Origin of the sequence: Pseudomonas brassicacearum (assembly GCF_000585995.1) — a bacterium.
Taxonomy (GTDB): Bacteria; Pseudomonadota; Gammaproteobacteria; order Pseudomonadales; family Pseudomonadaceae; genus Aquipseudomonas; species Aquipseudomonas brassicacearum_A.
In genome coordinates, this window is record NZ_CP007410.1 from 5,219,222 (window position 1) to 5,239,016 (window position 19,795).

Annotated in this window: 14 protein-coding genes and 1 pseudogene; 13 read left to right on the forward strand and 2 right to left on the reverse strand. The window is 61.7% G+C overall.

The window, feature by feature from the left end; translation table 11 throughout:
• The first annotated feature begins 39 nt into the window (after window positions 1-39).
• The 9 genes and pseudogenes from glpK to CD58_RS22445 all read left to right on the forward strand — a co-directional run bounded on the left by glpK (window position 40) and on the right by CD58_RS22445 (window position 11,332).
• Window positions 40-1,545, forward strand: coding sequence for a glycerol kinase GlpK (gene glpK, locus CD58_RS22405; protein WP_025215189.1), 1,506 nt, complete (start codon window positions 40-42; stop codon window positions 1,543-1,545).
• Between the two features lie 85 nt (window positions 1,546-1,630).
• The gene (locus CD58_RS22410; RefSeq protein WP_025215190.1) at window positions 1,631-2,386 is read left to right on the forward strand and encodes a DeoR/GlpR family transcriptional regulator; all 756 of its coding nucleotides are present in this window, start codon (window positions 1,631-1,633) and stop codon (window positions 2,384-2,386) included.
• Window positions 2,387-2,699: 313 nt separating this feature from the next.
• Window positions 2,700-4,240 (forward strand): annotated as a pseudogene (gene glpD / locus CD58_RS22415) (glycerol-3-phosphate dehydrogenase).
• 446 nt (window positions 4,241-4,686) lie between these two features.
• Window positions 4,687-5,601, forward strand: coding sequence for a glutamate/aspartate ABC transporter substrate-binding protein (locus CD58_RS22420; RefSeq protein ID WP_025215191.1), 915 nt, complete (start codon window positions 4,687-4,689; stop codon window positions 5,599-5,601).
• A 190-nt stretch (window positions 5,602-5,791) separates the two neighbouring features.
• The gene (locus tag CD58_RS22425) at window positions 5,792-6,538 is read left to right on the forward strand and encodes an amino acid ABC transporter permease (protein WP_025215192.1); all 747 of its coding nucleotides are present in this window, start codon (window positions 5,792-5,794) and stop codon (window positions 6,536-6,538) included.
• Window positions 6,538-7,209, forward strand: coding sequence for an amino acid ABC transporter permease (locus tag CD58_RS22430; RefSeq protein WP_025215193.1), 672 nt, complete (start codon window positions 6,538-6,540; stop codon window positions 7,207-7,209). The genes CD58_RS22425 and CD58_RS22430 overlap by 1 nt, the downstream gene beginning before the upstream one ends.
• Window positions 7,206-7,940, forward strand: a complete 735-nt coding sequence (locus CD58_RS22435; RefSeq protein WP_025215194.1) for an amino acid ABC transporter ATP-binding protein — start codon at window positions 7,206-7,208, stop codon at window positions 7,938-7,940. Before CD58_RS22430 ends, CD58_RS22435 begins: the two co-directional genes overlap by 4 nt.
• A 162-nt stretch (window positions 7,941-8,102) precedes the next feature.
• On the forward strand, window positions 8,103-10,007 hold the full coding sequence (locus tag CD58_RS22440) for a sensor histidine kinase (protein ID WP_025215195.1): 1,905 nt from the start codon (window positions 8,103-8,105) through the stop codon (window positions 10,005-10,007).
• Complete coding sequence (locus CD58_RS22445; protein ID WP_025215196.1) at window positions 10,004-11,332, forward strand: sigma-54-dependent transcriptional regulator; 1,329 nt, start codon at window positions 10,004-10,006, stop codon at window positions 11,330-11,332. Before CD58_RS22440 ends, CD58_RS22445 begins: the two co-directional genes overlap by 4 nt.
• Window positions 11,333-11,525: 193 nt before the next feature.
• Here the strand turns inward: CD58_RS22445 and CD58_RS22450 are convergent, their stop codons facing one another.
• A complete protein-coding gene (locus CD58_RS22450; RefSeq protein ID WP_025215197.1) occupies window positions 11,526-12,140 on the reverse strand; it encodes an NAD(P)-dependent oxidoreductase in 615 nt (204 codons plus the stop codon).
• 242 nt (window positions 12,141-12,382) lie between these two features.
• A complete protein-coding gene (locus CD58_RS22455; protein ID WP_025215198.1) occupies window positions 12,383-13,261 on the reverse strand; it encodes an MBL fold metallo-hydrolase in 879 nt (292 codons plus the stop codon).
• Window positions 13,262-13,375: 114 nt separating this feature from the next.
• Between CD58_RS22455 and CD58_RS22460 the strand changes: the two genes are divergently transcribed.
• From CD58_RS22460 to gcvP, 4 genes are all read left to right on the forward strand, one after another.
• Window positions 13,376-14,281, forward strand: coding sequence for a LysR family transcriptional regulator (locus CD58_RS22460; protein WP_038436710.1), 906 nt, complete (start codon window positions 13,376-13,378; stop codon window positions 14,279-14,281).
• Window positions 14,282-14,498: 217 nt separating this feature from the next.
• The gene (locus CD58_RS22465; protein ID WP_025215200.1) at window positions 14,499-16,007 is read left to right on the forward strand and encodes a sigma-54-dependent transcriptional regulator; all 1,509 of its coding nucleotides are present in this window, start codon (window positions 14,499-14,501) and stop codon (window positions 16,005-16,007) included.
• A gap of 428 nt (window positions 16,008-16,435) precedes the next feature.
• Complete coding sequence (gene gcvH / locus CD58_RS22470; protein ID WP_025215201.1) at window positions 16,436-16,819, forward strand: glycine cleavage system protein GcvH; 384 nt, start codon at window positions 16,436-16,438, stop codon at window positions 16,817-16,819.
• A gap of 10 nt (window positions 16,820-16,829) precedes the next feature.
• The gene (gene gcvP, locus CD58_RS22475; protein WP_025215202.1) at window positions 16,830-19,679 is read left to right on the forward strand and encodes an aminomethyl-transferring glycine dehydrogenase; all 2,850 of its coding nucleotides are present in this window, start codon (window positions 16,830-16,832) and stop codon (window positions 19,677-19,679) included.
• Window positions 19,680-19,795: the final 116 nt, after the last annotated feature.

Sequence of the window (19,795 nt, forward strand, 5' to 3'; positions counted from 1 at the left end):
ATTTACGTCTCCCTTTATGAAAGACCCGAGGCAATCGACATGACCGACATCCAGAACAAGAACTACATCATTGCCCTCGACCAGGGTACGACCAGCTCACGCGCGATCATTTTCGACCGTGACGCCAACGTGGTCTGCACTGCCCAACGCGAATTCGCCCAACATTATCCGCAGGCCGGCTGGGTCGAACACGACCCGATGGAAATTTTCGCCACCCAAAGCGCCGTGATGGTCGAAGCCCTGGCCCAGGCCGGGCTGCACCATGATCAGGTCGCCGCCATCGGCATCACCAACCAGCGTGAAACCACCGTGGTCTGGGACAAGACCACCGGCCGGCCGATCTACAACGCTATCGTCTGGCAATGCCGGCGCAGCACTGAGATCTGCCAGCAGCTCAAGCGCGACGGCCACGAGCAGTACATCAGCGCAACCACAGGCCTGGTCACCGACCCGTACTTCTCCGGCACCAAGCTCAAGTGGATCCTGGACAACGTCGAAGGCAGCCGCGAACGGGCCCGCAACGGTGAACTGCTGTTCGGCACCGTCGACAGCTGGCTGATCTGGAAATTTACCGGCGGCAAGGTCCACGTCACCGACTACACCAACGCCTCGCGCACCATGCTCTTCAACATCCACTCGCTGGAGTGGGACGCGAAGATGCTCGACATTCTCGACATCCCCCGGGAAATGTTGCCGGAAGTGAAATCTTCCTCGGAAATCTATGGCCGGACCAAAAGCGGTATTGCCATCGGCGGGATTGCCGGCGACCAGCAGGCCGCCCTTTTCGGCCAGATGTGCGTGGAGCCCGGCCAGGCGAAGAACACCTACGGCACCGGCTGCTTCCTGTTGATGAACACCGGCGACAAGGCGGTCAAATCCAATCACGGCATGCTCACCACCATCGCCTGCGGCCCGCGTGGCGAAGTGGCCTACGCCCTGGAGGGCGCGGTGTTCAATGGCGGCTCCACGGTGCAGTGGTTGCGCGATGAACTGAAAATCATCAACGACGCACTGGATACCGAATACTTCGCCAACAAGGTCAAGGACAGCAACGGCGTCTACCTGGTGCCCGCCTTCACCGGTCTGGGCGCGCCGTACTGGGATCCCTACGCCCGTGGCGCGTTGTTTGGCCTGACCCGCGGCGTTCGTGTCGATCACATCATTCGCGCAGCGCTGGAGTCGATTGCCTACCAGACTCGCGACGTACTCGACGCCATGCAGCAGGATTCGGGGGAACGCCTCAAGTCGCTGCGCGTCGACGGCGGCGCGGTGGCGAACAACTTTCTGATGCAGTTCCAGGCCGACATCCTGGGCACCCAGGTCGAACGTCCGAAAATGCGTGAAACCACGGCTTTGGGTGCTGCCTACTTGGCCGGTTTGGCGTGCGGCTTCTGGGGTAGCCTGGAGGAACTGCGCGGCAAAGCGGTGATCGAGCGCGAATTCGAACCGCAACTGGACGAACAGGCGAAGGAAAAACTCTACGCCGGTTGGAAAAAAGCGGTCAGTCGCACCCGCGATTGGGAACCCCACGAAGACGCTGAATAACACACCGTAAGGGTCTGAAACTGGTCGGGAGTGGATTCCTGCGGCATCATGGGCAAATTTTGTATGGCAGCCCAAAGGAAGCCCCATGAATCTGCCTCCCCGTCAGCAGCAAATCCTCGAGCTGGTCCGTGAACGCGGCTATGTCAGCATCGAGGAAATGGCGCAGTTATTCGTCGTCACCCCGCAAACCATCCGCCGTGACATCAATCAACTGGCGGAAGTGAACCTGCTGCGCCGCTACCATGGCGGCGCCGCCTACGACTCAAGCGTGGAAAACACTGCCTACGCCATGCGCGCCGACCAGATGCGCGACGAGAAGCAACGCATCGCCGAAGCCATCGCCGCCCAGATCCCCGATCACGCCTCGCTGTTCATCAACATCGGCACCACCACCGAATCCATCGCCCGGGCGCTGCTCAACCACAACCATCTCAAGGTCATCACCAATAACCTGCACGTGGCTTCGATCCTCAGCGCCAAGGACGACTTCGAAGTGCTGATCGCCGGTGGCAACGTACGCCGTGACGGCGGAGTGGTGGGCCAGGCCAGCGTCGACTTCATCAACCAGTTCAAGGTTGACTTCGCCCTGGTGGGCATTAGCGGTATCGATGAGGACGGCAGCCTGCTGGATTTCGACTACCAGGAAGTGCGCGTCTCCCAGGCGATCATCACCAACGCCCGGCAAGTACTGCTGGCGGCGGACTCCAGCAAATTCGGACGCAACGCCATGGTTCGCCTGGGCCCTATCAGCCTGATCGACTGCCTGGTGACCGACCAGCAACCGGTGCCAGCCCTGGCGCAGCTACTGAGCCAGCACAAAATTCGGCTGGAAGTGGTCTGACTGCATCCAAGCCCCTGTGGCGGGGAGCTTGCTCCCGCTGGGTGGCGAAGCCGCCCCAAATGAGCTGCCGCGATGTTTCAGGCACACGCCCCAGCCGGTTTACGACTGCTTCGCAGCCGAGCGGGAGCAAGCTCCCTCGCCACAAACGCACTCGCCAATAACTTTTTTGTTCGAAAATTTTCCTTTCAGCTTCCTTTGATCAGTATTTTCAATCGAAGTTAGCTGGCTGTTGCTGTGCTTATGGGCTAGTATTTTCGCAAATGAACATTTATGTTCGAATTCAAATATTACGAAAAGAACCCGAGGCCAGCCGATGCCCACTTCTACCTTGCCTACGCCCCCTCTTGCCGAGATCTATGACGTCGCCGTCATTGGCGGCGGTATCAATGGCGTGGGGATTGCCGCGGACGCTGCCGGTCGCGGTCTTTCGGTGTTCCTTTGCGAAAAGGACGACTTGGCCAGCCATACGTCGTCGGCCAGCAGCAAGCTGATCCACGGCGGCCTGCGCTACCTCGAACATTACGAATTCCGCTGGTGCGCGAAGCGCTGGCCGAGCGTGAAGTGCTGCTGACCAAGGCCCCGCACATCGTCAAGCAGATGCGCTTCGTGTTGCCCCACCGCCCGCACCTGCGTCCGGCCTGGATGATTCGCGCGGGTCTGTTCCTCTACGATCACTTGGGCAAACGCGAGCAGCTCGCAGGCTCCAAAAGTTTGAAGTTCGGTGCTGACAGCGCGCTGAAAAGCGAGATCACCAAGGGCTTCGAATACTCCGACTGCTGGGTCGATGACGCACGGCTGGTGGTGCTCAACGCCATGGCGGCCCGGGAAAAAGGCGCTCATGTCCACACCCGTACGCGCTGCGTGAACGCCCGCCGCAGCAAAGGCTTGTGGCATTTGCACCTGGAACGTGCCGACGGCAGCCTGTTTTCGATCCGCGCCAAAGCGCTGGTGAACGCCGCTGGCCCGTGGGTTGCCAAGTTCATTCGCGATGACCTGAAGATGGAGTCGCCTTACGGCATCCGCTTGATCCAGGGCAGCCACCTGATCGTGCCGAAAACTCTACGAAGGCGAGCACGCGCGCACATTCTTCAGAATGAAGACCAGCGCATCGTGTTCACTATTCCGTACCTGAACCAGTTCACCCTGATCGGCACAACCGATCGGGAATACACCGGTGACCCGGCCAAGGTGTCGATTACCGAAGGTGAAACTGATTACCTGTTGAAAGTGGTCAACGCGCACTTCAAGAAGCAGATCAGCCGCGAAGACATCCTGCACAGCTATTCCGGTGTGCGTCCGCTGTGCAACGACGAATCCGACAACCCGTCTGCCGTCACCCGGGACTACACCCTGGCGCTTTCGGGCGGCGGCGAAGAAGCGCCCTTGCTGTCGGTGTTCGGCGGCAAGCTGACCACCTACCGCAAACTGGCCGAATCGGCGATGGCGCAACTGGCTCCCTACTTCACGCAGATGCGCGGAAGCTGGACAGCCGTAGAGGCCCTCCCCGGCGGCGAAAACATGACCACCCCGCAAGCGCTGTGCTCGGCGTTGCGTGACAAGTTCGACTGGCTGCCCACCGACATCGCCCGCCGTTGGGCCACCACCTACGGTAGCCGCACCTGGCGCATGCTTGAAGGCGTGCACAACCTCGGCGACCTGGGCGAACACCTCGGTGCAGGCCTGTACACTCGGGAAGTCGACTACCTGTGCAGCGACGAATGGGCCATCGACGCCCAGGACATCCTATGGCGCCGCAGTAAGCTGGGCCTGTTCACTACCCCAGCCGAACAGGAAAAGCTGCAGCAGTACCTGAACAAGGTTGAGCACAACCGGCGCAAGATCGAAGCAGCCTGACGGATATCCCGCAAACTCAAAGCCCCTGAATCCAGCGATTCAGGGGCTTTTTGCTATCTGGCGTCCACCGATGCCCCCTGTGGGAGCGAGCTTGCTCGCGATGAGACCGGCACATCCAACATCTATGGCGACTGACACACCGCTATCGCGAGCAAGCTCGCTCCCACAATAGCTCGGGGCAGGTTCAAGGCATTCGGTTTTCCGAACGCGACCCACCAGTCAATTCGGCTAACCGGATGATCAGGTCGCCAAAAACCCTGAAACAAAACATTAATTTCCTTTAAAAACAATTGATTAACTAGATAGCCCTGGCCTGGCACGAGTCATGCTCTACACTCCTGGAGACGAATGCCCTGTACGCCAACACAACAGGAGCTGCAGGCATTTGAAGCACTCAAGGGCCGACGAACCGGCTAAATAAGAAAAACAATGTCGAGGAAATATAGATGCGCATCGTTCCCCATCTCCTGGGCGCAGCCATTGCTGCCGCTCTGATCAGCACTCCGGTTTTCGCAGCCGAACTGACCGGCACGTTGAAAAAGATCAAAGAGTCCGGCGTTATCACGCTTGGGCATCGCGACGCTTCCATTCCGTTTTCCTATATCGCGGACGCTTCCGGCAAGCCGGTCGGCTACTCCCACGATATCCAGCTGAAAGTCGTCGAAGCGATCAAGAAAGACCTGGACATGCCGAACCTGCAGGTCAAATACAACCTGGTCACCTCGCAAACCCGTATCCCGCTGGTGCAGAACGGCACCGTCGACCTGGAATGCGGCTCCACCACCAACAACGTCGAGCGTCAGCAGCAAGTTGACTTCTCCGTTGGCATCTTCGAGATCGGCACCAAGCTGCTGACCAAGAAAGATTCCAAGTACAAGGATTTCGATGACCTCAAAGGCAAGAACGTCGTGACCACCGCTGGCACCACGTCCGAACGCCTGCTCAAGTCCATGAACGCCGACAAGCAAATGGGCATGAACGTCATCTCCGCCAAAGACCACGGCGAATCCTTCCAGATGCTCGAAGGCGGCCGCGCGGTTGCCTTCATGATGGACGACGCCCTGCTGGCCGGTGAAGCCGCCAAGGCCAAGAAAGCCGACGACTGGGCCGTGACCGGTACTCCACAGTCGTATGAAATCTACGGCTGCATGATGCGCAAGGGCGACGAGCCGTTCAAAAAGGCTGTGGATGACGCCATCAAGGCCACCTACGCTTCGGGCGAGATCAACAAGATCTACGAAAAATGGTTCATGCAGCCAATCCCGCCGAAAGGCCTGAACCTGAACTTCCCGATGAGCGAAGAGCTCAAGGCACTGATCGCCAAACCGACCGACAAAGCGGCTGACGACAAGAAATCCTGATTTCTGACTAACCTTATCTCCTGAAGGGGCCCGGCCCTTTCAGGGGATGGTCACTCCCTGCTGGCAAATTTGGAAACACTCGAACCGGTGGCAGTCGAGCCGATCGTGTGTGCCTGACCTCCAAGTCGGGCGGGAACGGAGCTTCCCCAGGCGGGCATTTGTATATCGATCGATCTGAGGGGAGACCCTAATGAATTACAACTGGGACTGGGGCGTGTTCTTCAAGTCCACCGGCGTGGGCAGCGAGATTTATCTCGACTGGTACGTAGCCGGCCTGGGCTGGACCATCGCCATCGCCGTCGTGGCCTGGATCATCGCCCTGCTGCTGGGCTCGATTCTGGGTGTGATGCGCACCGTGCCGAACCGGCTGGTATCGGGTATCGCCACGTGCTACGTGGAACTCTTCCGTAACGTGCCGCTGCTGGTTCAGCTGTTCATCTGGTACTTCCTGGTGCCCGATCTGCTGCCTCCAGATTTGCAGGAGTGGTACAAACAAGACCTGAACCCGACCACCTCTGCTTATCTGAGCGTCGTCGTGTGCCTGGGCCTGTTCACCGCCGCCCGCGTCTGCGAACAGGTACGCACCGGTATCCAGGCGCTGCCACGCGGCCAGGAATCCGCCGCCCGCGCCATGGGTTTCAAGCTGCCGCAGATCTACTGGAACGTGCTGCTGCCCCAGGCTTACCGGATTATTATTCCGCCGCTTACCTCGGAATTCCTCAACGTCTTCAAGAACTCCTCCGTGGCCTCGCTGATCGGCCTGATGGAGCTGCTCGCGCAGACCAAACAGACCGCCGAGTTCTCCGCCAACCTGTTCGAAGCCTTTACCCTGGCGACGTTGATCTACTTCACCCTGAACATGAGCCTGATGCTGCTGATGCGCATGGTCGAGAAGAAAGTCGCGGTGCCCGGCCTGATCTCCGTGGGGGGTAAATAATGGAATTCGATTTCACTGGCATCATCCCGGCCATTCCCGGCTTGTGGAACGGCATGCTGATGACCCTTCAGCTGATGGTGCTCGGCGTCGTCGGCGGGGTCATCCTGGGGACGATCCTGGCCCTCATGCGCCTGTCCCATAACAAGCTGATCTCCAACATCGCCGGCGCCTACGTCAATTACTTCCGCTCGATCCCACTGCTGCTGGTGATCACCTGGTTCTACCTGGCGGTGCCGTTCGTGCTGCGCTGGATCACTGGCGAAGACACCCCCATCGGCGCGTTCGGCTCTTGCGTCGTGGCGTTCATGATGTTCGAAGCGGCGTACTTCTGCGAAATCGTGCGAGCCGGCGTGCAGTCGATCGCCAAGGGCCAGATGGGTGCCGCCCAGGCACTGGGCATGAATTATGGCCAGACCATGCGCCTGATCATCCTGCCCCAAGCGTTTCGCAAGATGACCCCGCTGCTGCTGCAGCAGAGCATCATCCTGTTTCAGGACACCTCGCTGGTCTACACCGTCGGCCTGGTGGACTTCCTCAATGCTTCGCGGGCCAATGGCGACATCATCGGCCGCTCCAATGAGTTCCTGATCATCGCAGGTCTCGTGTACTTCACAATCAGCTTTGCCGCCTCGCTGCTGGTCAAGCGTCTGCAAAAAAGGTTCGCCGTATGATCTCTATCAAGAATATCAACAAGTGGTATGGGGACTTCCAGGTACTGACCAATTGCAGCACCGAGGTCAGCAAGGGTGAAGTCGTGGTGGTGTGCGGCCCGTCCGGTTCGGGCAAGTCCACGCTGATCAAGTGCGTGAACGCCCTGGAGCCGTTCCAGAAAGGCGACGTGATCGTCGATGGCACCTCCATCGCCGACCCGAAGACCAACCTGCCGAAACTGCGCTCGCGCGTGGGCATGGTGTTCCAGCACTTCGAACTGTTCCCGCACCTGACCATCACCGAAAACCTGACCATCGCGCAGATCAAGGTGCTGGGCCGCAGCAAGGAAGAAGCCACCAAGAAAGGCCTGCAACTGCTTGAGCGGGTCGGCCTCTCGGCCCATGCCCACAAGCACCCGGGCCAACTCTCCGGCGGCCAGCAACAGCGCGTGGCGATTGCCCGGGCCCTGGCGATGGACCCGGTGGTGATGCTGTTCGACGAACCGACCTCGGCCCTTGACCCGGAAATGGTCAACGAAGTGCTCGACGTGATGGTGCAACTGGCCCACGAGGGCATGACCATGATGTGCGTGACCCACGAAATGGGCTTCGCCCGCAAAGTGGCGAACCGGGTGATCTTCATGGACCAGGGCCAGATCATCGAAGACTGCAAGAAGGAAGAGTTCTTCGGCGACATCAGCGCCCGCTCCGAACGTGCGCAGCATTTCCTTGAGAAAATCCTGCAGCACTAAACAACACCGTTCCAATCCTGTGGGAGCGAGCTTGCTCGCGATAGCAGACTGTCAGTCAACATTATTGTCGGCCGGTAAGCAGTCATCGCGAGCAAGCTCGCTCCCACAAGGATCCAGTGTTGGCTTGTAGATTTGTGTTGTGGTTGACCCAAGGCTTCTGTGATGAAATGCGACCCCACCCTCTATCGCGCCGCGCCGCCATCACTTGCCGTGAAGCCTCGTCTGATCCGCCATCTGTTCCTGCCACCGCTGGTCATTGCCCTGATGATCGGCCTGGGTTATCTCGGCTTCTGGATCAGTGAGCACTACGGCGTTCGCGGCCTCGCCGAAAACGGCGAGCGTCAGTTGGAGCTGCATGCCCGCGCGGTCGAAAGCGAGATCAGCAAGTACACCTACCTACCCAGCCTGCTGGAGCTTGAATCCAGCGTCTCGCAATTGCTCGACGACCCGACGCCCGAGCATCGCAGGACCGTCAACGAATACCTCGAAGGCCTGAACCGGCGCAGCCGCAGCCGGGCCATCTATGTCATGGACACCACCGGTCGGGTCATGGCCACCAGCAACTGGCGCGACGTCGACAGTTACCTGGGTGAAGACCTGTCCTTCCGCGCCTACTTCCAGAACGCCGTACGTGGCCAGCCGGGGCGCTTCTACGGCATCGGCAGCACCAACGGCGAACCCGGCTACTACCTGGCCCATGGCCTGGAACAACAGGGCAAGATCATCGGCGTCGCCGTGGTCAAGGTGCGCCTCGAAGCCATGGAAGAACGCTGGCAGCGCGCGCGCCTGGAAGCCTTCGTCAGCGACGAGAACGGCATCATCATTTTGTCCAGCGACCCGGCGCGACGGCTCAAGTCCGTGCGCCCCCTGAGCGACGAAACCAAGGAACGCCTGGCCCGTAGCCTGCAGTATTATTGGTTCCCGCTGAATGAACTGGTGCCCCTGGCGCGGGAACGGCTGGCCGAAGGCATGGAGAAGCTGACCTTTCCGGCCAACACCGAGCTGGCGTCCGACGAGCGCGCCATCAGCTACTTGTCACAGACCCGGCCGTTGAGCGACACGCCGTGGAATTTCACCCTGCTGACCCCACTTGAAGACCTGCGCCGCCAAGCGATCAACCAAGGCATCCTGGTGGCCGTGGCCTTTGCCCTGGTGGCGTTCCTGCTGATCGCCTGGAACGAGCGGCGCAAGGTCATCGCCACCCGCCTCGCCGCCCGCGAAGCCTTGCAGCAAGCCAACAATCAACTCGAGCGTCGGATTACCGAACGCACCACCGACCTGCGGGCCAGCAACGAACGGCTCAAGGGCCAGATCCGCGAACGACGGCAGGCCGAAGAGACCTTGCGCCGGGCCCAGGACGAACTGGTACAGGCCGGGAAACTGGCCGCCATCGGCCAGATGTCCACCAGCATCGCCCATGAACTCAACCAGCCGCTGGCGGCGCTGCGCACCTTGTCCGGCAATACCGTGCGCTTCATGGAGCGCGGCCAGCTGGATATCGCCAGCACCAACCTCAAGACCATCAACGAATTGATCGACCGCATGGGCCGGATCACCGCCAGCCTGCGCTCCTTTGCCCGACGTGGGGACGACCAGGGCCAGGCCAGCCTCGGCAAGGGCGTCGAGGCCGCGCTGCAACTGCTGGGCGCTCGCCTTGAAAGCCTGAATATCCAGGTTCATGCCAGTTTCAACGACGTCCAGGTACAAATCGACCAGACACGCCTGGAGCAGATCCTGGTGAACCTGATCGGCAACGCCCTGGACGCCATGCAGAGCCAACCCGAGCCGCAGCTGTGGCTCGAAGGCCAGGCCGGCGACGGCAAATATCGCCTGCGCGTGCGGGATAACGGCCATGGCATTGATCCGGAAGCACGCAAGCATCTGTTCGAGCCCTTCTTCACCACCAAACCCGGCGAACAGGGCCTGGGCCTGGGCCTGACGCTCTCCGCCAGCCTGGCCGCCGCCACGGGTGGATACCTGGGCGTCGAGCACCCGGTTGAGGGCGGTGGGACCACGTTTGTCCTCAGTTTACCGTTGGTAAGCCTTTTACCTGCCGAGCCGCTATGAACAACGACCTGAGTGTACTGATCGTCGAAGACGACCCCCATGTCCTGCTGGGCTGCCAGCAGGCCTTGAGCCTGGAAGACATTCCCTGCATCGGCGTGGGCAGCGCCGAAGAAGCCCTGGAGCGCGTCGACGATAACTTCGCCGGCATCGTCATCAGCGACATTCGCCTGCCGGGCATCGATGGCCTGGAGCTGCTGACCCGCCTCAAGGCGCGGGACCGCAGCCTGCCGGTGGTGTTGATCACCGGGCATGGCGACATCTCCATGGCCGTCGGCGCCATGCAAAAAGGCGCGTATGACTTCATGGAGAAACCCTTCTCCCCCGAACGCCTGGTAGACGTCGCCCGCCGCGCCCTGGAACAGCGCAGCCTGGCCCGTGAGGTTTTCTCGCTGCGTCGGCAACTGGCCGAACGCGATTCCCTGGAAGGCCGGATCATTGGCCGCTCACCGGCCATGCAGCACCTGCGCGCGCTGATCGCCAACGTCGCCGACACCTCGGCCAACGTGCTGATCGAAGGCGAAACCGGCACCGGCAAGGAATTGGTCGCCCGCTGCCTGCATGACTTCAGTCGACGCCACGACAAGCAATTCGTCGCGCTGAACTGCGGCGGCCTGCCGGAGAACCTGTTCGAAAGCGAGATTTTCGGCCACGAGGCCAATGCCTTTACCGGCGCCGGCAAACGCCGGATCGGCAAGATCGAACACGCCGATGGCGGCACGCTGTTCCTCGATGAAGTGGAAAGCATGCCCCTGCCCTTGCAGATCAAGTTGCTGCGCGTGTTGCAGGAACGCACCCTCGAACGCCTGGGCTCGAACCAGAGCGTGGCCGTGGACTGCCGGGTCATCGCCGCCACCAAATACGACCTGGACGAAATGGGCCGGGCCGGGCAGTTCCGCAGCGACTTGTATTACCGCCTCAACGTGGTGACCCTGGAACTGCCGCCGCTGCGCGAACGCCGCGAAGACATCCTGCAGCTGTTCGAGCACTTCCTCCAGCAATCGTCCCTGCGCTTCGACCGCACGGTGCCGGAGCTGGACAACCAGACCCTGTCGAACCTGATGAGCCACGACTGGCCGGGCAACGTGCGCGAACTGCGCAACGTCGCCGAGCGCTATGCCCTGGGCCTGCCGGCTTTCAAGCGGTCTGGCGCCAGCAGCGGCAGCCAGGGCCTGACCTTCGCCGAAGCAGTGGAGGCCTTCGAACGCAACCTGCTGGTGGATGCCCTGCAACGTAGCGGTGGCAACCTGACCCAGGCCAGCCTGGAGCTGGGGATGGCCAAGACCACGCTGTTCGACAAAGTCAAAAAATATGGCCTGAGCCATTAATCGTTGCTGGAAGTGGCGAGGTTGATAGCGACGACGGTGCTGGTCAGCGCTTGGGCGAGGGCCCCCGGCCAAGCCCGGAAAAGTGTGGGAGCGGGCTTGCTCGCGAAAGCGCCGGATCAGCTTGCATCGATGCAGGATAAGACGGCCCCTTCGCGAGCAAGTCCGCTCCCCCAGGGGCTCGCGAGGTGCCGGATCAATACCCGACGGTGAACCGCGTGCGGGAAAACTGTGGCGTCTCCACTTCATCGATCATCGCGATGGCGTAATCGGCAAAGCTGATCCAGCTGCGTCCAGCGTCATCGAACAGCAGGTGATTCTTGCCAAGACGGAACTGGCCGGTGCGCTCGGTTTCGACGAACTCCGCCGAGGGCGAGAGGAAAGTCCAGTCCAGGTCCTGTTCCTTGCGCAGCACATCCAGGAACAATGCACCGGCGCTGGCTTCGGCGAGGTATTCCTCTGGAAAGCCCTCGCTGTCGATCACACGGGTGCTGTCTGGGAGCAGCAACGAACCGGCTCCGCCCACCACCAGCAAGCGCTTGACCCCAGCGGCTTTCACCGGCGCGATGACCTTGTCGGCCGGCACGGTGGCAAAGTGAGCGGCACTGATCACCACGTCATGCCCGGTGATGGCGGCGGTCAACGCCTCGCTGTCCAATACATCCAGTTGCTTGCTGACCACCCCGGCCCTTTCGCCGATTTTTGCCGTATTGCGGGCAATGGCCGTCACGCTGTGTCCACGACGCAGGGCCTCCTCCAACAATTGGCTGCCGGCCCGGCCAGTGGCGCCGATGATTGCGATCTTGCTCATGATGTTCTCCAGTGATTACACATAAATGCTATCGAAGGTGTGCTCGAAACGGACACGACAAATCTTTGTGGCGTTACATCGTTGTGGCGAGGGAGCTTGCTCCCGCTCGGCTGCGAAGCAGTCGCAAAACGGCTCATGCGGTGTGTCAGGTACACTCCATTTAATGACATTGGGGCCGCTGCGCAGCCCAGCGGGAGCAAGCTCCCTCGCCACAAAAGCTCATCCGCCATAACATCAGGGATTCACCACTTCATCTCCCCCTTGGCCACCTTGGCACTGAGTTCCAGGGAGCTGTCTTCGCCCAGGTTCGGGTAGCGCTTTTTCATGGCGGCAATCAGCGCGGTGGAATCCTTGGCCCGGGCGGTTTCCTCGTCGAAGGCCTTGATGTAATCGGCGGTGAATTTCACCGGGGCCAGGGACCGGGCGCTTTCACCCAGGTAATGGCCCGGAATCACGGTCTTCGGTTGCAGCTTTTCAATGCCCGCCAGCGTCCCCAGCCAATCCTTGTGGGACTGCGGCGTCTGGGTATCGGCCATCCAGACGTGAATGTTCTCGGCCACCACCACACCGCCGACCACCGCCTTGATCGACGGAATCCACACGAAACTGCGGTCCGGCTGCGGGCCATCAAGACCGACGACCTGCAAGCGCTGGCCTTCCAGGGTCAGGCTGTCGCCCTTGAGGACCTGGGGCACGATGGTTTTGGCCGGTGCGTCGGCCTTCAGGATCGGCCCCCAATATTTCAGCTTGCCGTCCATGGTGTGCTTGATGTGCTCGACCGTCGGCGCGGACGCCAGGACCTTGGCCCCGGGGAACGCGGCTGTCAGGGTTTCCAGACCAAAATAGTAGTCGGGATCGCCGTGGCTGATGTAAATCGTGGTCAGTTGTTTGCCGCTGGCGCGGATTTTTTCCACGAGCTGTTCGGCCTGGGCCTTGCCGAACTGGGCGTCCACCAGGATCGCCTCCTTCTCGCCGCTGACCAATACCGAGGTCACCGGAAAAATGGCCGCCGCGCCCGGATTGTAGACATCCAGCGTCAGGTCGGCGGCCCAGGTGTGGGCGGCAAAAGCCATCGATGCGGTCGCCAGCAACAGGCGCTTGAGTGGGGTGAATACGGTCATGGTGTGCTCCGTTGTCCAAAAGCCCGAAAAGGGAATGAAACGGAGCTTAATGACCTGGTTCATTTCAAAAAATGCGATGATCCAACATAGTTTGTTTCTGAAATCGGGCAAATCATGGATCGTCTACAAGCAATGCGGGTGTTCGTCACAGTGGTGGACCTGGGCAGCCAGTCGGCGACGGCTGAGCACCTGGACCTGTCGCGGCCAGTGGTGTCGCGGTATCTGGCGGAGCTGGAAGACTGGGTCGGCGCCCGGTTGATGCACCGAACCACGCGCAAACTTAGCCTGACGGCCGCAGGCTCCGAGATCCTGCCGCGCTGCCGGCAGATGCTGGAACTGTCCGGCGACATGCAAGCGGCGGTCAGCACGCCGGACGACGCGCCACGGGGCCTGCTGCGCATCAGTGCCAGCACCTCGTTCGGCCAGGCCCAGCTGGCAAGCGCCATGGCCGACTACGTCAAGCGATACCCTGGGGTGAGTGTCGACCTGCAAATGCTCGATCGCACCGTGAACCTGGTGGACGAGCGCATCGACCTGGCGATCCGCATGAGCAATGACCTGGACCCGAACCTGATCGCCCGGCGCCTCACGGTCTGCCGCTCGGTGATCTGCGCCTCGCCCGGTTACCTGCGCGAACACCCGACACCGCAGCGGGTCGAGGACTTGAGCCAGCACAACTGCCTGACCCACTCCTACGTCGGCAAAAGCCTGTGGCACTTCGAGCAGGACGGCGAGCAGATTTCGGTGCCGGTGCAGGGCACTATCAGCGCCAACGAAGCCAGCACGCTGCTGCGGGCCACCATGGCCGGCGCCGGGGTAGCGATGCTGCCCAGCTATCAGGCCGGCGCCCACATCAAGAACGGCGAACTGATCCGCCTGCTGGCCCACGCCGAGCCCCGCCAGATGAACATGTACGCGGTATACGCCTCACGCAAGCACATGCCTTCGGCGCTGCGCAGCATGCTGGATTTCCTGGTGCTGCGATTTCCCGAGGTCCCGGAGTGGGATGTGGGGTTGTAGCCAGTATTGGCCTCACCGAGCCCCCTTGTGGGAGCGGGCTTGCTCGCGAAGACGTAGTGTCAGCAAAGCAGATGTCGATTGATACACCGCTTTCGCGAGCAAGCCCGCTCCCACAGGGAGTTCGGTGTGTTTCTCAAGAGTTGCACCAGGATTTCACCAATAGCCCGCCCCAAGGCATACTTGCCACCCTTCGCACTCCAGAACCCAAAACCGCCCCATGCGTATCCACGTCAGCTTCATCGACCGCGTCGGCATCACCCAGGAAGTCCTGGCGTTGCTCGGTGGACGCAATCTCAATCTGGATGCGGTGGAGATGGTGCCCCCCAACGTTTACATCGACGCGCCGACCCTCAGCCCGCAAGTGCTGGATGAGTTGCGCGAAGCGCTGTTCAGCGTGCGCGGCGTGCAGGCGGTGACCGTGGTGGACATCCTGCCGGGCCAGCGTCGGCACTTGCAACTCGACGCGCTGCTGGCGGCCATGACCGACCCGGTGCTGGCCCTGGACAGCGCCGGCAAGGTGTTGCTGGCCAACCCGGCGCTGATCGCCCTGTACGGTCGTGAACCGGCCGGGGAAAGCGTCGCCGAGCTGTTCGGTGACGAAGCGCTGTTGGGCGCGCTGCTGGAAAATGGTTTCCGCCTGCCGCTGCGGGAAATCACCCTCAACGGCCAGACCTTGCTGCTGGACGCGACGCCCATCACCGACGCCGGCGCCCTGCTGACGCTCTACCAGCCGAACCGCATCGGCGAACGCCTGTCGGCCCTGCACCACGACCACGCCGAAGGCTTCGACGCACTGCTGGGCGAATCCCCGGCGATCCGCACCCTCAAGGCCCGGGCCCAGCGGGTCGCGACCCTGGATGCACCGCTGCTGATCCAGGGCGAAACCGGCACCGGCAAGGAACTGGTGGCCCGGGCCTGCCACGCCATCAGCGCCCGCTACAGTGCGCCGTTCCTGGCCCTGAACTGCGCCGCCTTGCCGGAGAACCTGGCTGAAAGCGAACTGTTCGGCTATGCCCCTGGCGCCTTCACTGGCGCGCAACGGGGTGGCAAGCCCGGGCTCATGGAACTGGCGAACCAGGGCACGGTGTTTCTCGATGAAATCGGCGAGATGTCGCCGTATCTGCAAGCCAAGCTGCTGCGCTTCCTGAACGATGGCAGCTTTCGCCGGGTCGGCGGCGACCGGGAAATCAAGGTCAACGTGCGGATCCTCAGCGCCACCCACCGCAACCTGGAGAAAATGGTCAGCGAAGGCTCGTTCCGCGAAGATCTGTTCTATCGCCTGAACGTGCTCAACGTCGAGGTCCCGCCCCTGCGCGAGCGCGGCCAGGACATCCTGCTGCTGGCGCGCTACTTCATGCAGCAGGCCTGTGCACAGATCCAACGCCCGGTCTGCCGCCTCGCCCCCGGTACTTATCCGGCACTGCTGGGGAATCGCTGGCCGGGCAACGTGCGGCAATTGCAAAACGTGATCTTCCGCGCCGCCGCCATCTGTGAAAGCAGCCTGGTGGACATCGGCGACCTGGACATCGCCGGCACCTCCGTCGCGCGTCAAGGCGATGTGGACGTCGAAAGCCTGGAACAGGCCGTGGAAACCTTCGAGAAGCACCTGCTCGAAAGCCTCTACGTCAATTACCCCTCCACCCGCCAGCTCGCCAGCCGCCTGCAAACCTCCCACACCGCGATTGCCCATCGGTTGCGCAAGTATGGGATTTCCAACAAACCATAGCCTTACTCGGTCCCCTGTGGGAGCGGGCTTGCCCGCGAAAGCAGTGTGTCAGTCAACACCCAATTAGCTGACACACCGTCTTCGCGAGCAAGTCCGCTCCCACAGGGGGTTCTGTGCCGTGGTCGAAATCGCCTCAAAAACGACCTCCATCTGTACTGAAAGCGCTACAGCGGAACGATATCGATACACTTACCGCTAGCCGGCACTGTACAAGGCTTTGATCCCACAACGATTTTTTCCAGGCTTACGACTGTAGCGATTTCGCTACAGTCGAATTGAATCGAGCCTCGAAAAAATCTATCAAGTCATTGATTTATAAACACTTACAAACATTGGCCGTATTCTTGCTATGGGTATAGCCATTCGGCCGAGCCAAGCCTCGCGCCTTTCTTCGCGTCCACCAGACGAATCTGGCCCCAGGAGTTTCCATGAGCGAGTTGCGTTTCACTGAAGATCACGAATGGCTGCGCACCGAAGCCGACGGCACCGTTACAGTCGGCATCACCGCGTTTGCCCAGAATGCCTTGGGCGATGTGGTCTACGTTCAGTTACCGGAACTGCAAAGCTACGACAAGGGCGCCGAAGCCTCCACCGTGGAATCAGTGAAAGCCGCCAGCGGTGTCTACATGCCACTGGACGGTGAAGTGCTCGAAACCAACCCGGCCCTGGAAAGCAATCCGGAACTGGTGAACGAAGATCCGCTGGGCGAAGGCTGGTTCTTCCGCTTTAAACCGACCGATGCCGACGCAGTGGCTAAGCTGTTGGATCAGGATGCGTACGACCGTCTGATCAAAGCCAACGCCGAAGCCTGAGGAGCGCCACATGACCGTTAATCTCGGCACCGCCAACGAATTCATCGCCCGCCACATCGGCCCGCGTTCCAGCGACGAGCAAGCCATGCTCGAGCGCCTGGGTTACGACTCCCTGGAAGCGTTGAGCGCCAGTGTCATCCCCGAAAGCATCAAGGGCACCAGCGTGCTGGACATGGGCGACGGCCAGAGCGAAGCCGATGCACTGGCCTCGATCAAGGCGATCGCCGCCAAGAACCAGCTGTTCAAGACCTACATCGGCCAGGGCTACTACAACTGCCACACGCCGGCACCGATCCTGCGCAACCTGCTGGAAAACCCGGCCTGGTACACCGCCTACACGCCGTACCAGCCAGAGATCTCCCAGGGCCGTCTTGAAGCGCTGCTGAACTTCCAGACCCTGATCAGCGACCTCACCGGCCTGCCGATCGCCAACGCCTCCCTGCTGGACGAAGCCACCGCCGCCGCCGAAGCCATGACCTTCTGCAAGCGCCTGAGCAAGAACAAGGGCAGCAATGCCTTCTTCGCCTCTGTGCACAGCCACCCGCAAACCCTCGACGTGCTGCGCACCCGTGCCGAGCCCCTGGGCATCGACGTGGTGGTCGGCGATGAGCGCGAACTGAGCGATGTCAGCCGCTTCTTCGGCGCGCTGCTGCAATACCCGGCCAGCAACGGTGACCTGTTCGACTACCGCGAACTGACCGAACGCTTCCACGCCGCCAACGCCCTGGTGGCGGTCGCAGCCGATCTGCTGGCCCTGACCCTGCTGACCCCGCCGGGTGAATTCGGCGCTGACGTGGCCATCGGCAGCGCCCAGCGCTTTGGCGTGCCGCTGGGTTTCGGCGGCCCGCACGCGGCGTACTTCTCCACCAAGGACGCCTTCAAGCGCGACATGCCCGGCCGTCTGGTGGGGGTTTCCGTGGACCGTTTCGGCAAGCCGGCCCTGCGCCTGGCGATGCAGACCCGCGAGCAGCACATCCGCCGCGAGAAAGCCACGAGCAACATCTGCACCGCCCAAGTGCTGCTGGCCAACATCGCCAGCATGTACGCCGTGTATCACGGCCCCAAGGGCCTGACGCAAATCGCCAACCGCATCCATCACTTGACCGCAATCCTGGCCAAGGGCTTGGGCGCGCTGGGCCTGAGCGTGGAGCAAGAGAGCTTCTTCGACACCGTGACCCTGCACACCGGCGCGCAGACCGCCGCCCTGCACGACAAGGCTCGCACCCTGCGCATCAACCTGCGCGTGGTGGATGCGCAACGCCTGGGCCTGTCCCTGGACGAGACCACCAGTCAGGCAGACGTCGAGGCCCTGTGGAGCCTGTTGGCCGACGGCAAGGCCCTGCCGGACTTCGCAGCGTTGGCCGCCACCGTGCAAAGCCGCATCCCGGCCGAACTGGTGCGCCAATCGGCGATCCTCAGCCACCCGGTGTTCAACCGCTACCATTCCGAAACCGAGCTGATGCGCTACCTGCGCAAGCTCGCCGACAAGGACCTGGCCCTGGATCGCACCATGATCCCGCTGGGTTCCTGCACCATGAAACTCAACGCCGCCAGCGAAATGATCCCGGTGACCTGGGCCGAATTCGGCGCCCTGCACCCGTTCGCCCCGGCCGAGCAAAGCGCCGGCTACCAGCAACTGACCGACGAGCTGGAAGCCATGCTCTGCGCCGCAACCGGCTATGACGCGGTGTCGCTGCAACCCAACGCCGGTTCCCAGGGTGAATACGCTGGCCTGCTGGCGATCCGCGCTTATCACCAGAGCCGTGGCGAAGAACGTCGCGACATCTGCCTGATCCCGTCGTCGGCCCACGGCACCAACCCAGCCACCGCGAACATGGCCGGTATGCGCGTGGTCGTGACCGCCTGCGACGCCCGCGGCAACGTCGACATCGAAGACCTGCGGGCCAAGGCCATCGAGCACCGCGAACACCTCGCCGCGCTGATGATCACCTACCCGTCCACCCACGGCGTGTTCGAAGAAGGCATCCGCGAAATCTGCGGCATCATTCATGACAACGGCGGCCAGGTGTACATCGACGGCGCCAACATGAACGCCATGGTCGGCCTCTGCGCGCCAGGCAAGTTCGGCGGCGACGTGTCGCACTTGAACCTGCACAAGACCTTCTGCATTCCCCACGGCGGTGGCGGCCCAGGCGTCGGCCCGATTGGCGTCAAGTCCCACCTGGCACCGTTCCTGCCGGGCCATGCCAACATGGCACGCAAGGAAGGCGCTGTCTGTGCGGCGCCGTTCGGCAGCGCGAGCATCCTGCCGATCACCTGGATGTACATCCGCATGATGGGTGGCGCCGGTCTCAAGCGTGCCTCGCAACTGGCGATCCTCAATGCCAACTACATCGCCCGGCGCCTGGAAGAGCATTACCCCGTGCTCTACTCCGGCAGCAACGGCCTGGTGGCCCACGAATGCATCCTCGACCTGCGCCCGCTCAAGGACAGCAGCGGCATCAGCGTCGATGACGTGGCCAAGCGCCTGATCGACTTCGGCTTCCACGCGCCGACCATGTCGTTCCCGGTGGCCGGCACGTTGATGATCGAGCCGACCGAAAGCGAATCCAAGGAAGAACTGGACCGCTTCTGCGACGCCATGATCTGCATCCGCGAAGAAATCCGCGCGGTGGAAAACGGCAGCCTGGACAAAGACGACAATCCGCTGAAAAACGCCCCGCACACCGCAGCGGAACTCGTCGGCGAGTGGACCCACCCCTACAGCCGCGAACAGGCGGTGTATCCGGTGGCGTCGTTGATCGAAGGCAAATACTGGCCGCCGGTCGGTCGGGTCGACAACGTCTTCGGCGACCGCAACCTGGTCTGCGCCTGCCCGTCGATCGAAAGCTACGCTTGACCTGTGGGGGGAGAAGTAACTTCTCCCCCCACAATCGCCGCATTTCCCCTTGTGGGAGCGGGCTTGCTCGCGAAGGCGTAGTGTCAGCCAATCAAATGTTGACTGACACTACGCCT